The sequence below is a fragment of the Acinetobacter sp. P8-3-8 genome, assembly GCF_000214135.1.
Classification (GTDB): Bacteria; Pseudomonadota; Gammaproteobacteria; order Pseudomonadales; family Moraxellaceae; genus Acinetobacter.
Map to the genome: position 1 here is coordinate 15,307 of NZ_AFIE01000041.1, position 17,559 is coordinate 32,865.

Sequence of the window (17,559 nt, forward strand, 5' to 3'; positions counted from 1 at the left end):
TCTGTCCTAAATGGAGAGAGGATGAGAGTAATTTTTAATAAGTTCTAAATTTACAATAAATTATGATCCTGCGCCTGAATCGGTGGCGGGGTTGGTTTTCCTAAAGTACCCAATAGCTCAATTTCGATCATACGTACCATTGAATCTAAAGGTAAATCATTACTTTGTGTACCAAAAGGTTCTTCAATTTCAGTGCTTAAAGCATCTAGCCCAAGAAACGTATAAGCTAAAATGCCCACCAATAATGGCGTCGCTAAACCCAATAAAGAGCCTAAGCTAAATGGCAACATAAAACAGAAAAAATACACAGTACGATTTAACAAAACTGAATAAGCAAAAGGTAAAGGCGTGGTTGCAATTCGATCACAACCTGTTTGAACCAAACTTAACTCATTTACATGCTCATTCAGTTGCGTATAAATAATATCGGAAATTTCACCTTCTTTAAGTGCTTGCATAAGCTCCCATTGAATCAAACTGAGCGTGTATTGTGGTGCATTGGCTTGTTGATACAATTGGGTGATGGCTTGCTGACTCATGCCACTGGTTTCGATTAAAGCATCAGGTGTAGCGGTTTGATGGCGTAGACGATCTCTTAAAACATTTGCATAAACAATAACATGTTGAATGATGCGTTCACGACGACCTTGTGGGAAAATACGGCAATCACGATCAAAATGGCGTGCATTGGCAATCAACATACCCCAAAGTTTACGTGCTTCCCACCAACGGTCATAACATGCGGTATTTTTAAATCCTAAAAAAATAGACAGTACAACACCAATTAAAGTGAATCCCACTAAAGGAAGTTCAGGAAAGCGATAGATATCCGTATATTCAATTCCACCAACGATGGCAGAAATCAGCATCACAAAGCCGAGTGGCGGCAAAACTTTGGGTAAAATTGTGCCTCGCCATGAGAATAGTAGTTTAAAGGTGTCGTTTTGCTCGCGGACAATCATGTTTTTGAGTCTATAATTTTTTAGTGATCTTCACTGCTTCATTCGGACTTGTCAATAACAATCGCAGGGAAAGTCTTCGATTTGATCAAGCCATGCTCTGCAAAGGAATAACTGCGTTCAGAAGCGATAATCATATGATCCAATAACTCTATTTCAAGCAGTTGACAGGCCTTTAAAATTTCTTGGGTTAAGTTGTAATCTTCACGTGAAGGATTTGCTAATCCTTTAGGGTGATTATGTGCGATGACAATATAGGTTGCATGTTTTTGAATGGCATAGCGCAACAGTTGGTTGATCGAAATATTACAATAATTGATTGAACCAAAAAATAATTTTTTAAAACTGAGTTTACGTAATTGGCTATCCAAACATAGCACGGCGAACACTTCCTGATTTTCTCCAATTAACTCATATCTTAAATAATCTCGAATTAAATCTGAACGACTTAGATCTAAGCCTTGATCTAAATGATGTTTTAAATAACGTCGGCCTAACTCTTTCACTGCCATGAGCTGTGAATACTTGGTATCACCAATACCATGAAATTGTCTTAATTCATCCAGTGATGCATCAAAAACGGCATTTAAATGACCAAAGTGTTGGATGAGAAGACGTGCTAATTCAACAGCAGAATGTTGTCTTGAGCCTGATCTTAGAAATATCGCCAATAGTTCTGCATCAGATAAGCTCTCCGCACCTTGTAAGAGCAAACGTTCACGAGGGCGTTCTTGTTCAGGCCATTGCTTGATGGAATGGTTACTGTTGGAAGTAGGTGCTGGTTTTGAGGTTGAATGATTCATTATTCTTCACATTTATAATTTATTTTACTTTTGCTTTTTCTCCCTTGCAGCGCTTGGGAGATGCGCTATTTAATGATATTGTGAGCGCCACTGCAATAGAAAGGTGGCCTGATCGTGAGTTTCGATCTCAGTGTATTTTCTAATAAAAACATTATTCTCGCTGTTACGGGTGGTATCGCTGCCTATAAAAGTGCAATTTTGGTACGCCGTTTAAAAGACTATGGCTTTAATGTCCGTGTGGTCATGACCAAAGGCGCACAGTCTTTTGTCACGCCACTTACATTTCAAGCGTTGTCTGGAAATTCAGTGCATACCGAATTATTAGACCCTGAAGCAGAAGCTGGGATGGGGCACATCGAATTAGCACGGTGGGCAGATTTAATTCTAGTTGCACCAGCAAGCTGTAACACCATTGCCAAGTTTGCAACGGGTCTGGCGGATGATTTACTCAGCACTTTATATTTAGCGACCAAAGCGCCTGTGTGGGTTGCACCTGCAATGAATCAGCAGATGTGGGCAGCCAAAGCAACACAACGTAATTTAAATACATTGGTTGAAGATGGTGTACATGTGATTATGCCTGGTGCAGGTTCGCAAGCATGCGGTGATGTAGGTTTAGGGCGTATGCCTGAACCTGAGGATTTGGCAGAACAAGTCAAAAATTATTTTCATCAAGCACAACGTGCAATTGCTGAAAAATTTGGCTTACTGGCAGGGAAACGTGTGGTAATCACTGCGGGACCAACACGTGAAGCCATTGATCCTGTACGTTATATTTCAAACCACAGTACTGGGAAAATGGGTTTTGCGATTGCAGCGGCATGTTATAGCGCAGGTGCAAAAGTTACCTTATTAGCAGGGCCTGTAAGTTTAGAAACACCTAATGGTGTACGTCGTATCAATGTATCTTCAGCGATTAAAATGCTCGATGAAAGTATGCATCAGCTTGAAGAAGGCTGTGATATTTTCATCGCAACAGCTGCCGTGGCGGATTATCGTGTGGCGGAAGTTTCAGAGCATAAAATCAAGAAAGCAGGCGATGAGCTGAACGTTTCACTTGTGAAAAACCCTGATATTGTGGCGACGATTGCACAACAAGATAAACGCCCATTCATGGTTGGTTTTGCAGCAGAAACACGTAATGTTGAAGAATATGCTGCTGGGAAATTAGTGGCGAAAAAATTGGATATGATTGCGTGTAATGATGTTTCTCGTGCAGATATTGGTTTTGCTTCGGATCAAAATGCAATGGTCGTGTTCTTTGCTGAGCAATATCAAATGGAAAAGCGTGATTTGGAGAAAGCATCTAAACAGGATATTGCACAACAATTGGTTGAAGCGATTCATGACGCTTTGCACCATGAAATTGAGCCTGTTTAAGCATTTAAATCTAAAAGATTTAATGAATATAGGGTATGTACTGCCGTATTTAATATTGAAAAGTTTAAGTTAATTTGTGTAGGCAATCTTTAACTTTTGCAGGATCAAAAGTTACAAAAATCCTTTATTGAGCGAGAAGTACGTCCTGTACCTCCGCTCAACGGCGACATCTATGCCGCTTAACGCGATAGCATCACCGTGTTTTTAGTTGATGAAAAAAATAATTTCATTGTATTTAGTTAATTTGAAAGAAATATTGGTGTAAATTAATTTTACAGATTGATATTACTTGAGAGATTGAAGTAATGAAAATGCAACGAATTCGTTGCATTTTTTAATTGCTATTCTTTGCCGTTTTAAACTATGTTTAACACTGAAAATGGATAATAAACCCTAATCTACAATAGCCACAGTTTTAAAGGATGATCACGATGATCAAAAAAACTTTAGCCACCGTTATGCTCGTTTCTGCATTCACGATGAGTTCAATGAGTTTTGCAGCAGACTTAGAACAAAACATGAAAACGCTAGGCAAAAACTACAAAGCGTTTAATCAAACCACCAATGCGGCCGATGCGAATAAAGCCCTAGACAATATGCGAGCTGCTGCAACAGATGCAAAAAAAGTGAAGTTAAAAGGTCGTGGTGATGCAAGTGCGCCAACATCTACACAATTGTTTGATCAATTGATTGCACAGATTGATAAGACACAAGCTTTAGTGAAAGGTGGTCATTTAGATCATGCCAAGATGGAAGGTAAAAAGATCGCTGAGATTCGTGATCAGGGCCATAAGATTTATCATTGATTGTGAATATTCGTGTTTTAAGAACCGCATAGATTTGCGGTTTTTTGTTATTTAATCTCCATATCATCTATAAATTCAAAGCCTCTACATATTTTCAAATGGCTTGATTGATGATGTGAATAGCGCATGATCTGGATTTCATTTCAAACATTCTATTGCTAGGCTAATGATTCACAGTAGATAAATAGGTATATCAATATGCAAAAGCAATTACAATTTGAACGCATCGCTCAAGCAATTGAATATATTCAGCAAAATTTTAAGGATCAGCCTAATTTAGATGAAGTAGCTGCACATGTTCATTTAAGTCCTGCACATTTTCAACGCTTATTTACTGAATGGGCTGGAACGAGTCCAAAGAAATTTTTGCAATTTATTAGCTTACAACATGCCAAGAAAATTCTTGAACATGATCATTCAATTTTAGATGCTACATTTGATACAGGCTTATCAAGTTCAAGTCGTTTGCATGATTTGTTTATTCAAATCGAAGGAATGACACCTGCTGAATATAAAAATGGTGGTGCGCAATTGGTTATCGAATATCGTTTTGCAGAAACTTTATTTGGACAGGTTTTCATTGCGTCTACTCAAAAGGGAATTTGTGCAATTACCTTTGCAGACCATAAAGATCTAGCATTACAACAACTTGTTGCAAAATTTCCCAATGCTCAGTTCGTTGAAGGTGAAAATGATTTGCAAAACAATGCATTGTCTGCGTTTAACGTACATGTAAATTCACATGAGCAGGCATTACCGAAAATAAAACTCCATTTAAAAGGAACGGATTTTCAGCTAAAAGTTTGGGAAAGTTTATTGAAAATTCCAGCGGGACAATTAGTCAGTTATGGTGATTTAGCTGAGCAGATCGGCAATGCCAAAGCTTCTCGTGCTGTAGGCACAGCCATTGGCAGTAATCCAGTTGCATTCTTGATCCCATGCCATCGTGTGATTCAGGCGACAGGTGCTTTAGGTGAATATCATTGGGGACGTCATCGTAAAACTGCAATGATTGGCTGGGAAGTAGGGCATTGTTATGAGTAAATCTGAGCAAAAATCATCACAGATCAGTTTAGATTTATGTCATCCACAAATCCATGCAAATACAAATCTGTTACCCCAAGATGGTACGGTGAATTATTACGGTAAAATTTTTGATGAGATCACAGCCAATTATTATTTAGAACGATTGTTGGCGACAATTGCATGGCAACATGATCAAGCCATTATTTTTGGAAAAACCATTACTACGAAAAGAAAAGTGGCTTGGTATGGCGATCAAGCATTTGAGTATACCTATTCGAATACGCAAAAATATGCGCTCGCTTGGACAGCTGAATTATTAGAACTGAAAGCAATCATTGAACAAAAAACGGGTGAAAGTTTTAATTCGTGTTTACTCAATCTTTACCATACGGGTGCTGAAGGTATGGCTTGGCATAGTGATGGAGAAACGGATTTAAAGAAGAATGGTGCAATTGCTTCCTTGAGTTTTGGTGCGGAACGTAAATTTTCTTTTAAACATAAGCAAAGTAAGGAAAAAGTTGAAATTTTCTTAGCGCATGGCAGTTTACTAGTGATGAAAGATGTGACTCAAACGTATTGGTTACATCGTTTAGCGCCGACAAAAAAGGTATTTACCGCACGTGTTAATCTGACCTTTAGAACGATTGTTGAGTAGGAGAATAAAAGATAAATTCACGATTTCGTACTAAAATTGAGAACACTTTCCATCCGTAATAAAAAAGACCGCATAAAGCGGTCTTTTCAAACTTAATCTCAGATTGAGAATCTAAGAAATTAAGCTTGACCTTCAGCAGCAGTGGCCTGAGCACGCTCCATATTTGCTTCGAACTCTGCATCAAAATTGATTGGAGTAAGTAGCAATTGAGGGAAACTACCTTTAGTCACAAGTTCATTCACCGCTTCACGAAGGAAAGGGAATAAAATATTTGGGCAATAAGCACCTAAGATGTAAGGAAGGCGATCTTCTTCGATACCATCGATCAAGAAAATACCTGCTTGTGTTACATCTACGATAAATGCTGTATCACCAGCATTATTCGCTTGAACAACAACTTTTAAAGATACTTCGAAATGCGTGTCATCAATTTTTTCAGCAGCAGAAGACAAGTTGATGTTCAACTCAGGTTGCCATTCTTTTGTAAAAACTTGAGCCCCAGGTACTTCAAAAGATAAATCTTTAGCGTAAATACGTTCTAAAGCAAGTTGTGGTTGAGCTTGTTGTTCTTCACTCATTATTTATTCCTTCAATTTTTCGTGTGTTAACCAAGTAATTCGTCGAGTTTGCCATCTTTTTCTAAAGCATAAAGCTGGTCAAAACCGCCAATGAATTGATCATTGATAAAAATTTGTGGCACTGTGCGGTGTCGGGTTTTTTGCATCAGCTCAACCTTTACTTCTGGTGCTTCTTGATCGAGATTGATTTCGGTAAAAGCAACCCCTTTACGCTCAAGTAGAGATTTTGCACGTACGCAATATGGGCAGAAAGTTGTTGAATAAACTTTTACTTCAGCGGTCATGTTGAACTCCTTTAGCTTATTTCTTAGCTTTAACTAATGGCAAGCCTTGAGCTTTCCAATTGCTAATACCACCATCAAGACGGTAACTATCCGCATGACCAACCTGTTGCAATGCTGTACCTGCAACTTGACCTAAGTTACAGATAAACACGATTGGACGGTCTGCAGCTTTTAACTCTTCAATATGACTTGAAATTTGGCTATATGGAATATTACGGCTACCGCTGATATGACCTTCACGGAAATCTTTAGCATCACGTAAATCAACAAGCATGGCATTTTTAGCTTTGACTAAAATACCCAATGATTGTGGTGAAATTTTACGACCATTACGTTGTCCTTCAAAAATAAAGAACAAAACAATGAGTACCCCTAAAATACCAAATAAGAAGGGGTGATTCCCCATAAACTCAAGCCAGCGTTCCACAAGTCACCTAATTACAATCAAAAATTGTGTCGAGTATAGCGTATATATATGGTGATCAAAATCACCGCTTCAAGGTTAGATCTAAAGAAATTTAACTTTTTTGTTGCGCATCAGTGATTTCTTCAATTAATCGCAAATAACTGTCCAATCGTCTGGCTAAAATATCGCCATTTTCAACGGCACTTTTAAGCGCACATTGTTTTTCATGAGTATGTGTACAATTTCGATACTGGCAATGCCCTAAGAAATTGCCAATATCAGGAAAGCCTGCATCGATTTTTTCTAAATCTAAATGCCAAAGTCCAAATTCACGAATTCCGGGAGAATCAATCAACGCACCATTTTCCCCAAAACGAATTAAACGTGTAGAAGTGGTGGTGTGTTGTCCTAATGCTGAGTTTTCAGAAATAATATTGGTTTTTTGTGCTGCGTCTGGAACAATGATATTAATCAATGAACTTTTACCTACACCTGATTGACCGACAAAGGCAACCGTTTCATTGTCTAAACGTTGTGCTAATTCACTCAGATCACCTTCAGCTTGGGTGATTAAAACTTCATAACCTAAATCTTGATATTCTTTCAGCAAAGCTAAAATTGGATCATTTTCTTTGAGTAAATCAGATTTATTCAATACCAATAAAACAGGAATATCGGCATCTGCACACGCCACTAAATAGCGATCAATTAAAGTCGGTGCAGGTTCAGGTAAAGCAGCAAAAACAATCACAATCAGGCTAATATTTGCAGCCACAGGTTTAACTTTATGATAACGATCAGGTCGGGTCAAAAGCGAAGTACGCGGATGAATCGCCGTAATAATGCCTAAACCTGTATTTGGGTCAGCTTGCCATTTGACCCTATCGCCAGTTACCAATAATTCTAAATTGGTACGCGTATGACAACGCCATACACTACCCACTTCAATCGGTTTCCAAAAAGGTTCAGGTTCGCCAGTTTTGACTTGTGGTTTTTCAGGATGATGACTTGGAGTTGAAAGTGCTTGTACTTCGAGTTGTCGTCCATAATGTTGAACAACAAGACCTTCAAGGTCATTTGACGTGTCGATTTCTTCTTGACGTGTTTTGTGTTGTTTCTGAATGCGACGTTGTTGCTGTTCAGTTAAACGACGTTTACGAATTAAAGCCATTCATATCCTAAAAAACCATGCATATTGAAAGGCAAAAATAACATGATGGGCGAATGAATTACAGCGAAGATGCTAGAAATTTGCTACTATTCTTATTTTATAACCGAATAAGATTGCATTATATGAGCAGCACCGCTGATACCCGCCTCATTTGGATCGACCTTGAAATGACAGGTCTGGATACAGATAACGATAAGATCATTGAGATTGCAACCATTGTAACCGATGATCATTTAAATATCTTAGCGGAAGGGCCAGTACTTGCTGTGCATCAGTCTGATTTAATTCTAAATGCAATGGATGAGTGGAATACCAAACAACATGGTCAATCAGGTCTGATTGAACGTGTACGTCGTAGTAAACTCACTGCACAAGATGCTGAGCAGCAAACCATCGAGTTTTTGAAAAAATGGGTGAATCCAAAAACTTCACCAATGTGCGGTAACTCGATCTGCCAAGACCGCCGTTTTATGCATCGTTTAATGCCTGAACTTGAACAATTTTTCCATTATCGTAATTTGGATGTATCTTCTGTAAAAGAGTTAGCAAAACGCTGGCGTCCTGAAATTATGAGTGGTTTAAAGAAAAATGCTTCGCATTTGGCTATGGATGATATTCGTGATTCGATTGCAGAACTCAAATATTATCGTCAGTATTTTTTTATTACGAATCAAGATTGATAATTAAGCTTTAATTTAATTATTTTTAAATGACTAGGGTCTGTTGACATTTCATAAATGGATTGCGTTGTAAGCTAAAATTGAGCAGACGAGGAATGAAACGAAGAGAATAGCGAGACTATTTTCAAGTTTCATAACGAAGGCTGAGATAATTTTAGCCACAACCCTTCGGGACTAGAGTGTTTTTTGACGCTACGTTGTTGTGAACTACTTATTTAGAATGACTAAATTTCGTATTTCACGCCTAGTATCGTCTAAAAAACACTCATAGTCGCAAACATAGACGAATTGTCAACAGACCCTAATGTCAGTGTATAAAGAGGCTTGATTAGCCTCTTTTTTAATCACTTTTCATTTTGCATTTTTAAGTTATACTCATTCCAATGATTTTTTATGATGCGTTACAAAAAATAGCAAGCAATTCAAATTGTTTGCACATAAAACGTTTTAATATCCTTTTATATTTGAATTATTACAAAGAGATTGACTATGCAAAGTAATAACCCAATTTTAACGCGTGCGGAAACGTATGCGGATTATGCAGAACCTATGACCGTACAAGGTGCAATTCAAAAATCAGTTTTATTGACTGTGATTGCAGCTGTACTTGGTTTAGGGATTTTTTTCTATAGTTTTAGTACCTTAAATATTGGTATTGCCTACGCTGCTGCAATGGTTGGTGCAATTGGTGGCTTGATTTTGGCGTTAATTACCACTTTTAAACCGAATACTGCACGTGTTTTAGCAATCCCTTATGCTTTCTTTGAAGGCGCATTTTTGGGTGGTATATCTGTTATTTTCCAAATGAAATTTCCAGGTGTGCCATTACAAGCCCTGTTAGCAACATTTGTAACCACTTTGGTAATGTTTGGGCTATATCGATTCCAAATTATTCGTGCGACTGAGAAATTTAAATCAGTTGTGATGTCTGCGACAATTGCCATCGCATTGGTTTTTGTGGTGCAGTTTGTGATGCGTTTAGCCTTTGGTTCAAGCATTCCTTTCATCTTTGAAAGTAACTGGTTAGGTCTTGGTTTTGCTGCATTTGTTGCTGTTATTGCTTCACTTAACTTGATTCTTGATTTTGATTTAATTGAATCTGCTGCGGCACAACGTGCGCCTAAAGCCTTTGAATGGTTGTGTGGTATTGCGTTATTGGCAACTTTGGTTTGGATGTATTATTCATTCATGCGCTTATTTAGCTTGCTTCAGGGCGATGATTAATTTGAGTGAATCCATTCAAATCTAAGTAAAACAAAAATCGCGCTCATTGGCGCGATTTTTTATTATTTCGTAAACTTTCGAAAAAAGATGCATTATGCAATTTTGTTCTGTGCAAAGTCTTGGCATTATGCATGCAAACATTATCAAGTGAGAATTTCATGGCACAAGGACTATTGGCAGGTAAGCGCTTTTTAATTGCTGGCGTTGCGAGTAAATTATCCATTGCATTTGGTATTGCTCAGGCATTACACCGTGAAGGTGCAGAACTTGCATTTACTTATCCAAATGAAAAATTAAAAAAACGTGTTGATGAATTTGCAGAACAATTCGGTTCACAATTGGTCTTTCCTTGCGATGTTGCAAATGATGCTGACATTGACAATGCTTTTGTTGAATTAGCAAAACATTGGGACGGTTTAGATGGTGTTGTGCATTCAATTGGTTTTGCGCCAGCGCATACCCTTGATGGTGATTTTACTGATGTGACTGACCGTGAAGGCTTTAAAGTTGCACATGATATTAGCGCATATAGCTTTGTCGCAATGGCACGTGCTGCAAAACCGTTATTGATTGCACGTCAAGGTTGTTTGCTAACATTGACTTATCAAGGTTCAGAATCTGTAATGCCAAACTACAACGTTATGGGTATGGCAAAAGCATCATTAGAAGCGGGTGTACGTTATTTGGCTTCAAGCCTAGGTGCTGAAGGTATTCGTGTAAACGCAATTTCAGCAGGGCCGATCCGTACTTTGGCTGCTTCTGGTATTAAATCATTCCGTAAAATGTTAGATGCCAATGAAAAAATTGCGCCATTAAAACGTAATGTGACGATTGAAGATGTCGGTAATGCTGCGTTATTCCTTTGCTCACCATGGGCAAATGGTATTACGGGTGAAATTCTTTATGTCGACGCTGGTTTCAATACTGTGGGTATGAGCCAATCGATGATGGATAGTGAATAAGTTTTTATACTAATTATTCTAAATTCCGCATAAAAAAGCCCTTAATAGGGCTTTTTTTGCGTTTTAAGATCGTTACTTAATTGGACTTCCGCCTAAAGCTTGCATCAACACTACATATGCATTGTATTGGCTTTGCTTAGTTTGAACTAAGGCTAGACGTGCATTACGTGTGGTTTCTTGAGCATCCAATAAATTCTTTAACGCTATTGCACCATTGCGATAACGTACTTCTGTTAAACGCTCCGTTTTATCAGCAAGCTCTAAATTTTTTTGTTGAAAAGCAACTTGCTTGTCTAATTCACTACGATTCGACAGTGCATTTTCAGTATCTGCAAAGGCTTGATATAAAGTATTACGATACTGAACAATGGCTTTCTCATAGTCCAATTCACTGATTTTGATATCTTTCTTCATATCGTTATATTGAAGAAAAGGCAGGCTTAGACTCGCGCCTAAAGTCAGCGCAGGATTTTTCAATAAATTGGTCAAAGAAGTGCTGGTCGAGCCTAAACTTCCAGTTAAGCTGATCGAAGGGTAGTAACTGGCTTTGGTTGCATCTTTCGATGCTAAAGATTCACGTAAGCGCAATTCAGCCGCACGTAAGTCAGGGCGACGTGACAAAATCTCCGCAGGTAAGCCAGCAGCAATATTCGGCAGGCTAATTCGTGGTAAACGCTGAGGTTCCTGAATATTCAACTGTTGCACGGGGATTTGTAATAGCACCGCTAAAGCAGTACGTGTTTCAACTCGTTGTTGCTCAATTTGGCTTAAACTGGCTTTTTGGCTTTGCACCGATTGCTCAGCCTGCGTCAAGTCTAAACCTGAAACAGCGCCTGCACGATATTGTGTGCGTACCAGTTCATAGGTCTTTTGTGTTGCCGCCAAGCTTTGTTGCGCCGTGCTGTAGCGTTCATTCAAATAGCCCAATTGCCAATATAAATTTGCAGTTGTTCCAATTAAAGTCTGTCCCGTAGCTTGCAAATCTTGCTCAGTGGCTAAAGACTCCCATTTTGCAGCTTCAGTTTGACGTGCCAGTTTGCCAAATAAATCTAATTCATAACTGACGCCCGCATTTACAGATACACCTTTGGCAGCATCATCACCCGAATTTAGATCAAAACTATGTCCTGTCGATACACCTGAGCTGACACGTGGCCCTTGCTGATCACGTGCCAAACCAGCTTTTAAGCGTGCAGTTTGTAAATTGATTCCTGCAACAGCTAAATCTGCATTGCGTTGAATCACTTGATCAACCAATTGATTCAATTGAGTATCACCAAACAACGTCCACCACTGATCTGCATAGAGTTCCGCTTGAATTTGCTGAGATTTCGCATTGTCATAAGCAAAACTATTCGGTGTTTGTACGGTAGGTGCTTGGTAAGGTGTTTTAACCACAGCCGCACAGCCAACCAATGAGCTTCCAAGAATGAGGGCAGTTGCAAGTTTTGTTAAATTCATTTGCATGAATATTTTCCTTATTCTTTGATTATTCACGGGACAATGCATCGACAGGATTGAGCTGTGCTGCATTACGTGCAGGAATAAATCCAAACACCACACCAATTAAGGTAGAACATACAAATGCTGCAATGATCGATGTCGTTGAATAGGCCATTTGAAATGAGCCTTTGGCAATTTGGCTGATCAACTGACCAATACCCAAAGAGAGCAGAACCCCTAAAATACCGCCTAAGATACACACCAAAATGGCTTCAATGAGAAACTGTTGCAATATATCGCTTTGGCGAGCACCGACAGCCATACGCACACCAATTTCTTGAGTACGTTCAGTCACAGAAACCAACATGATATTCATCACACCAATACCTCCCACCACCAGTGAAATCACTGCAATTGCAGAAACCAGCAAAGTCATTGTTTGAGTAGTTTGTTCAATCGTTTCACGGATACTGTCTGAGTTTTGGGTAAAGACGTCTTGAGCGCCATGACGTTGTTCAAGTAAAGCAAGAATGGCATTTTCAGCAACAGCAGTTGGATACTCATCTTTTACTCGGACAATAATACTTCGTACATTGGCTTGACCTAACATACGGCTCATCACGGTTGAATAGGGTAAATACACATTCAGACTGTCAGAATTTCCCATCATGCCTTGCTGTGCATCTACAACACCAATGATGCGGCTCGGAACACTACCCAGTAAAATCACTTGTCCAAGCGGATCAGTACCATCACTAAAGAAGGTTTTTTTAGTATTTGAATCAATCACAACGTCTTGAGCACGTTGAGTCACGCTTTGTTTATCAAAAGCTTGTCCTGATGCAAAGGTTAAACCTTTTACATTGAAGAAGTCGCTACTTACACCATTGACAGTGGCTGAAGCTTCAATTTCTTTAAAACGTGCTGTGACACTACTATTTACAGTTGGGCTGACAGCTTCAACATAGGGTTGTTCAGACAATGCATCGGCATCGGAAGGAACCAGTGTTTTAAACTGTGCTGTTTTAGAATTATCACCAAAGCCACGACCTTGGAATACCGTAATGGTATTGGTTCCTAAGCTGCTGATATTTTTAAGGATCTGCTTTTGCGAACCATTGCCTAGTGCAACGACTGAAACTACAGAAGCAATACCAATAATAATACCGAGCATGGTTAAAAATGTTCGCATACGATGCGCATTCATAGCCAATAATGCCATGCGGAAAGCTTCAGCAAAACGATCTAATGCAGAACGCCATTTCGATGATTTTTTACGACTCGACTTTAGCTCACCATCTGCAACGATATCAATTTCATCATCATGTTCAGGTGTATTCGGACGGTCTGAAATAATATTCCCATCACTGATCTCAATAATACGTGTCGCATTTTTAGCAACATTCATATCATGGGTGACGAGAATGATGGTATGACCTTTGGCATTGAGTTCACGTAAAATACGCATCACTTCAACACCACTGTTTTTATCCAATGCACCTGTGGGTTCATCGGCAAGAATAACATCGCCGCCGTTCATCAAAGCACGCGCAATCGAGACACGTTGCTGCTGACCACCTGAAAGTTGATTCGGACGGTTTTGGGTTTTTTCGCCTAAACCTAAATCACTCAATATTTCATGTGCACGTTTTTGTCTTACAGTGGGGTCCATGCCTGCATAAATCGCTGGAACTTCAACATTTCCAGCAGCATTTAAATCACCCAATAAATGATAGCGCTGGAAAATAAAACCAAAATATTCACGACGTAGTTGTGCGAGTTCATCTGGTTCAAGCTCACGGGTTTCTCGACCATTGACTTGATAGCTACCCGAAGTGGGTTGGTCTAAACACCCCAAAATATTCATTAATGTTGATTTACCAGAGCCTGACTGCCCAACAATAGCAACCAGTTCACCTGCGTAAATTTTTAAATTAATACTTTTTAAAATCTGAATCGTAGATTCGCCCGCAGGGAATTCACGAATCAGATTATTCACCTCTAATAGAGGTTGATCAATCTGATGATTATGATCCATGCTTAAAATCTCATTCCGCCACGATTGCTACGCTTAGCAGCATCATTCGATGTATCAGAGCCATCTGCTAAAATGACTTGCTCACCTTCATTTAAACCACGAAGTATTTGTGCAGTGACACGATTGTTTAGCCCAACGAGGACTTGTTTACGTTGAGTTGTGTTATCTGCTTGTAGGACACGAACGACTGCAACAGATGCTTTACTTTGATCAACAAGTGTTTTTTCATCGGCTGTCAGTTGTAGGCGTACAGGGCGTTCGTTGCTGTTAGCGCCATTTTTATTACTTTGACTTTTTTGTGTTCCACTCGATTGCGTTGTACTTGTTGAAGCATTCGCATTCTTATTGCCTGAACGTTGCGCACGATTTGAACTTTGTAATGCTGCTGCTGGGATGGTCAGTGCATTTTTTGCTTCCGCTAAGATAATGTAAACCTGAGCCGTCATATCGATACGTAATTTGCCATCATCATTTGGGACATCAAACAGGGCATTATAATAAATCGCTGTACTTGAAGAAGATGAAGAGCTATTTGAAGTTTCAGTATTGATCGATTCAGGTGCAGGCTCTACTTGACGCAAAGTTGCATAACGTTTTTTCTCACTATCACCCAAAGTGGTGAAATATACTTTCTGACCTTCTTCAACTTTCATGACATCGGCTTCAGAAATCTGTGCTTTGATGGTCATGGTGTCTAATTTTGCTAATTTCACAATCGTCGGTGCGCTTTGATTTGCGTTTACGGTTTGACCTTCTTCAGTCACAATCGCAACTACTGTTCCATCCATTGGCGCAACAATACGGGTATATCCTAAATCTTCTTTTGCGGTTGCTTGGGTTAAACGTGATTGTTCAATTTGTGCATTCATTGCCACAATATCTGCTTGTGCTGTTTTAAATGCTGCTAAAGCGCTTTCATATTCGGCTTTTGATGTTGCATCTTGAGCAAACATATTCTTTTGGCGGTTATATTCTGCTTCAGCTTTGGCCAATGTCGCTTGCTTAGTTGCCAACTGAGCTTGTTGATTTTTAATATTGGCTTCAGTGGTTTTTAATTCATTTTCCTGACGGACTGAATCAATTTGTGCAATCAGTTGACCTTGTTTCACTTGATCACCTAATTTCACATACATCTTTTTGACCTGACCAGAAACCTGTGCACCGACGCTCACCATCTTAGTTGCTTCTAAGTCACCTGTTGCAAGGACAGAATCTTCGATGTCTCCACGACTGACTTCTGCTGTAATGTATTGAGGTTGTTCATTTTTAGGTTTCAGTATAAACCAAGAGATGGTTGCAATAATGGCAACACAGACCGCTATTAGAATGGCTTTTGCAGGTTTTATTTTTGGCATAGCGATAAAATGGATGATTTGAAAATTGATCAAATTATAATGATGAATTAAGGATAAAGCGTGAATTTTTTAAATAAATAGAAATGATACTTATTTTCTGTATGAAGCTTAAATATTTGTAATACCTAAGCTTAAGTGTTGATAAATAATGTTTTCCCACACAGTTCGGCAATGCACTGCTGAATCAAATGTTCAGGGTTTTCTTTGCTTAATCCTTTAATTGCAGCATCAATACGCAACAAAAGCTGAGGCCAATTCAAGAAGTTACGTGGGTTTAAACGTCTAAGTGCTTGTTGATAATGAGAAACTTTGGTTTTCCAAATTCCCAATTGAAGTGCATTTTGCGGTTGTTCATATAACTGCATCAAAAGACGCATTTCTTTACTGATCGTCCACAGAATTAAACTATTCGGTTCACCAGATTCGACCAAATACTGAAAAATTTTAATCGATAATGCTAAATTTTCAGAAAGTAATGCATCACTCAAATCAAAAGTGCTATAGCGAGATTGATCTTGTAAACATTGTTGTAAGTGTTCAATTTCAATCTGTTTTAAATCTGGGAATGTATCAGCGACCCGCATCAAGCTATTTTTGGCTGCCAAAAGATTATGTTCATGGTGCTGTTCTAACCATGTCCATGCATCCTGATTCAATTGAACTCCCAATTGATCAGCTTCTACAGACAAAATCCGTTGGCGATCTTGCGGATAATTCGCAGTCAATGAAACCACGACACCATTGGCTTCAACAGTTTGGAAAAAGCTCGACTTTAAACTGGCAGAATCCTGTTTAGGCATCACAACCAAAAGCAAATTATGTTCATTATGTTGAATATATTGCTTGAGTTGTTTGAGTCCATTGGCATCGGGTTTGATATTACCATGGACTTCAATTGCTAAATTTTGCGAAAAAAGAGACAGGCTATTCAGTGCATTAAATACATTTTTCCAGTCAGAAACACTATTTAAATCATAGCGCTGTCTTTCAATTTCATGGGATACCCAGCTTTTACGAAAGGCATCTAAAACATTTTGTTCTAAAAGTGGTTCTTGACCATATAAAATCCAAGCTCCACGAGCTTCATCTACTCTTTTTAAGGCTTGTAAATAGTCAAGTTTCATACTGAACTTATTGCGCCGCAGGTTGAATATTGGTGGTTTTTGCTTTTGGTAGACGATTTGCTGCAATTTGGCGCGTCATTTGTTGAGCAATATCATCAATCAAGATTTGGCTTAAATAGTTATACTGCTGGTCATCGGTGTTTACAGTAGCAACATCATATTGATAACTACGTGACGCTGTTAATGTACGTGGTTCAGTGATCGGATGCCCTTGTCTATCTTCAATTTGGAAAGTCACGGTAAGACGTAATAAAGTTTCAACCAACTTACCATTCAATTCATGGCGAACAGGCTTATAGTCCAGTACACGGAGTACATAAGCATCATTGGCATTACTGAGTTGTACCCCAGTTGCAGCCAAATAAACACTCAGTTTTCTTTCGAGATCTTCTGTATTTTCAGGAAGCTGTAAATTCAATTTGGTATAGACCAAAGGCGTTGCTTGCGCATTGGTGCCCTTTAAGTGAAAACCACAGCCGACTAAGCCCGCACTTAGACCCAGCGTTAATACAACTGCGGCAACACGTTGAACTAAATGCATGTTTTGTCCTCTTTGGTATTCCAAAAGTCAGGGAATACTTATTTAAAATTCACCACATTTTAGAATCAAAGCCCGCTGAATGACAACGGGCTTTGTTTGGGTTTTGTTTATTGCATTTAGTCCC

At 38.9% G+C, this 17,559-nt stretch carries 18 protein-coding genes; 7 read left to right on the forward strand and 11 right to left on the reverse strand.

Annotated features, from left to right (window positions below; genetic code table 11):
- Positions 1-50: 50 nt before the first annotated feature.
- Both GGG_RS0114420 and radC read right to left on the reverse strand, forming a co-directional pair.
- Positions 51-962, reverse strand: a complete 912-nt coding sequence (locus GGG_RS0114420) for a bestrophin family protein (RefSeq protein WP_010116083.1) — start codon at positions 960-962, stop codon at positions 51-53.
- 38 nt (positions 963-1,000) lie between these two features.
- Positions 1,001-1,762 (reverse strand): DNA repair protein RadC, encoded by a 762-nt coding sequence (gene radC / locus GGG_RS0114425; RefSeq protein ID WP_010116084.1) that lies wholly within the window; start codon positions 1,760-1,762, stop codon positions 1,001-1,003.
- A 114-nt stretch (positions 1,763-1,876) separates the two neighbouring features.
- Here radC and coaBC point away from each other — a divergent pair, with 114 nt between their 5' ends.
- From coaBC to GGG_RS0114445, 4 genes are all read left to right on the forward strand, one after another.
- Positions 1,877-3,142: a bifunctional phosphopantothenoylcysteine decarboxylase/phosphopantothenate--cysteine ligase CoaBC gene (gene coaBC, locus GGG_RS0114430; RefSeq protein ID WP_010116085.1), complete on the forward strand. Its 1,266-nt coding sequence runs from the start codon at positions 1,877-1,879 to the stop codon at positions 3,140-3,142.
- A 431-nt stretch (positions 3,143-3,573) separates the two neighbouring features.
- On the forward strand, positions 3,574-3,948 hold the full coding sequence (locus GGG_RS0114435) for a cytochrome b562 (RefSeq protein WP_010116086.1): 375 nt from the start codon (positions 3,574-3,576) through the stop codon (positions 3,946-3,948).
- 198 nt (positions 3,949-4,146) lie between these two features.
- Positions 4,147-4,992, forward strand: coding sequence for a bifunctional transcriptional activator/DNA repair enzyme AdaA (locus tag GGG_RS0114440; RefSeq protein WP_010116087.1), 846 nt, complete (start codon positions 4,147-4,149; stop codon positions 4,990-4,992).
- Positions 4,985-5,629 (forward strand): alpha-ketoglutarate-dependent dioxygenase AlkB, encoded by a 645-nt coding sequence (locus GGG_RS0114445; protein ID WP_010116088.1) that lies wholly within the window; start codon positions 4,985-4,987, stop codon positions 5,627-5,629. The genes GGG_RS0114440 and GGG_RS0114445 overlap by 8 nt, the downstream gene beginning before the upstream one ends.
- Before the next feature lie 119 nt (positions 5,630-5,748).
- Here the strand turns inward: GGG_RS0114445 and secB are convergent, their stop codons facing one another.
- The 4 genes from secB to rsgA form a co-directional block, all read right to left on the reverse strand.
- Positions 5,749-6,207, reverse strand: a complete 459-nt coding sequence (secB, locus tag GGG_RS0114450) for a protein-export chaperone SecB (RefSeq protein WP_010116089.1) — start codon at positions 6,205-6,207, stop codon at positions 5,749-5,751.
- A gap of 26 nt (positions 6,208-6,233) precedes the next feature.
- Positions 6,234-6,491 carry a glutaredoxin 3 gene (grxC, locus tag GGG_RS0114455; RefSeq protein ID WP_010116090.1) on the reverse strand — a complete coding sequence of 86 codons (258 nt, stop codon included), beginning with the start codon at positions 6,489-6,491 and terminating at the stop codon, positions 6,234-6,236.
- A gap of 16 nt (positions 6,492-6,507) precedes the next feature.
- Positions 6,508-6,918: a rhodanese-like domain-containing protein gene (locus GGG_RS0114460; RefSeq protein WP_010116091.1), complete on the reverse strand. Its 411-nt coding sequence runs from the start codon at positions 6,916-6,918 to the stop codon at positions 6,508-6,510.
- Between the two features lie 91 nt (positions 6,919-7,009).
- Positions 7,010-8,068 (reverse strand): small ribosomal subunit biogenesis GTPase RsgA, encoded by a 1,059-nt coding sequence (rsgA, locus tag GGG_RS0114465; RefSeq protein WP_010116092.1) that lies wholly within the window; start codon positions 8,066-8,068, stop codon positions 7,010-7,012.
- A 122-nt stretch (positions 8,069-8,190) separates the two neighbouring features.
- On the opposite strand from rsgA, the gene orn reads away from it, so the two are divergent.
- From orn to GGG_RS0114480, 3 genes are all read left to right on the forward strand, one after another.
- Complete coding sequence (gene orn / locus GGG_RS0114470; protein WP_010116093.1) at positions 8,191-8,748, forward strand: oligoribonuclease; 558 nt, start codon at positions 8,191-8,193, stop codon at positions 8,746-8,748.
- Positions 8,749-9,237: 489 nt separating this feature from the next.
- The gene (locus tag GGG_RS0114475; protein WP_010116094.1) at positions 9,238-9,972 is read left to right on the forward strand and encodes a Bax inhibitor-1/YccA family protein; all 735 of its coding nucleotides are present in this window, start codon (positions 9,238-9,240) and stop codon (positions 9,970-9,972) included.
- A gap of 158 nt (positions 9,973-10,130) precedes the next feature.
- Positions 10,131-10,934 carry an enoyl-ACP reductase gene (locus GGG_RS0114480; RefSeq protein WP_029574611.1) on the forward strand — a complete coding sequence of 268 codons (804 nt, stop codon included), beginning with the start codon at positions 10,131-10,133 and terminating at the stop codon, positions 10,932-10,934.
- A 72-nt stretch (positions 10,935-11,006) separates the two neighbouring features.
- Here GGG_RS0114480 and GGG_RS0114485 read toward each other — a convergent pair whose 3' ends face one another.
- The 5 genes from GGG_RS0114485 to lptE form a co-directional block, all read right to left on the reverse strand.
- The gene (locus GGG_RS0114485; RefSeq protein ID WP_010116096.1) at positions 11,007-12,401 is read right to left on the reverse strand and encodes an efflux transporter outer membrane subunit; all 1,395 of its coding nucleotides are present in this window, start codon (positions 12,399-12,401) and stop codon (positions 11,007-11,009) included.
- 22 nt (positions 12,402-12,423) lie between these two features.
- Positions 12,424-14,415 (reverse strand): MacB family efflux pump subunit, encoded by a 1,992-nt coding sequence (locus GGG_RS0114490; protein ID WP_010116097.1) that lies wholly within the window; start codon positions 14,413-14,415, stop codon positions 12,424-12,426.
- Positions 14,416-14,417: 2 nt separating this feature from the next.
- Positions 14,418-15,770: a MacA family efflux pump subunit gene (locus GGG_RS0114495; RefSeq protein WP_010116099.1), complete on the reverse strand. Its 1,353-nt coding sequence runs from the start codon at positions 15,768-15,770 to the stop codon at positions 14,418-14,420.
- Between the two features lie 131 nt (positions 15,771-15,901).
- Positions 15,902-16,894, reverse strand: a complete 993-nt coding sequence (holA, locus tag GGG_RS0114500; protein ID WP_010116101.1) for a DNA polymerase III subunit delta — start codon at positions 16,892-16,894, stop codon at positions 15,902-15,904.
- Positions 16,895-16,901: 7 nt separating this feature from the next.
- Positions 16,902-17,435: an LPS assembly lipoprotein LptE gene (lptE, locus tag GGG_RS0114505; protein WP_010116103.1), complete on the reverse strand. Its 534-nt coding sequence runs from the start codon at positions 17,433-17,435 to the stop codon at positions 16,902-16,904.
- Between the last annotated feature and the right edge of the window lie 124 nt (positions 17,436-17,559).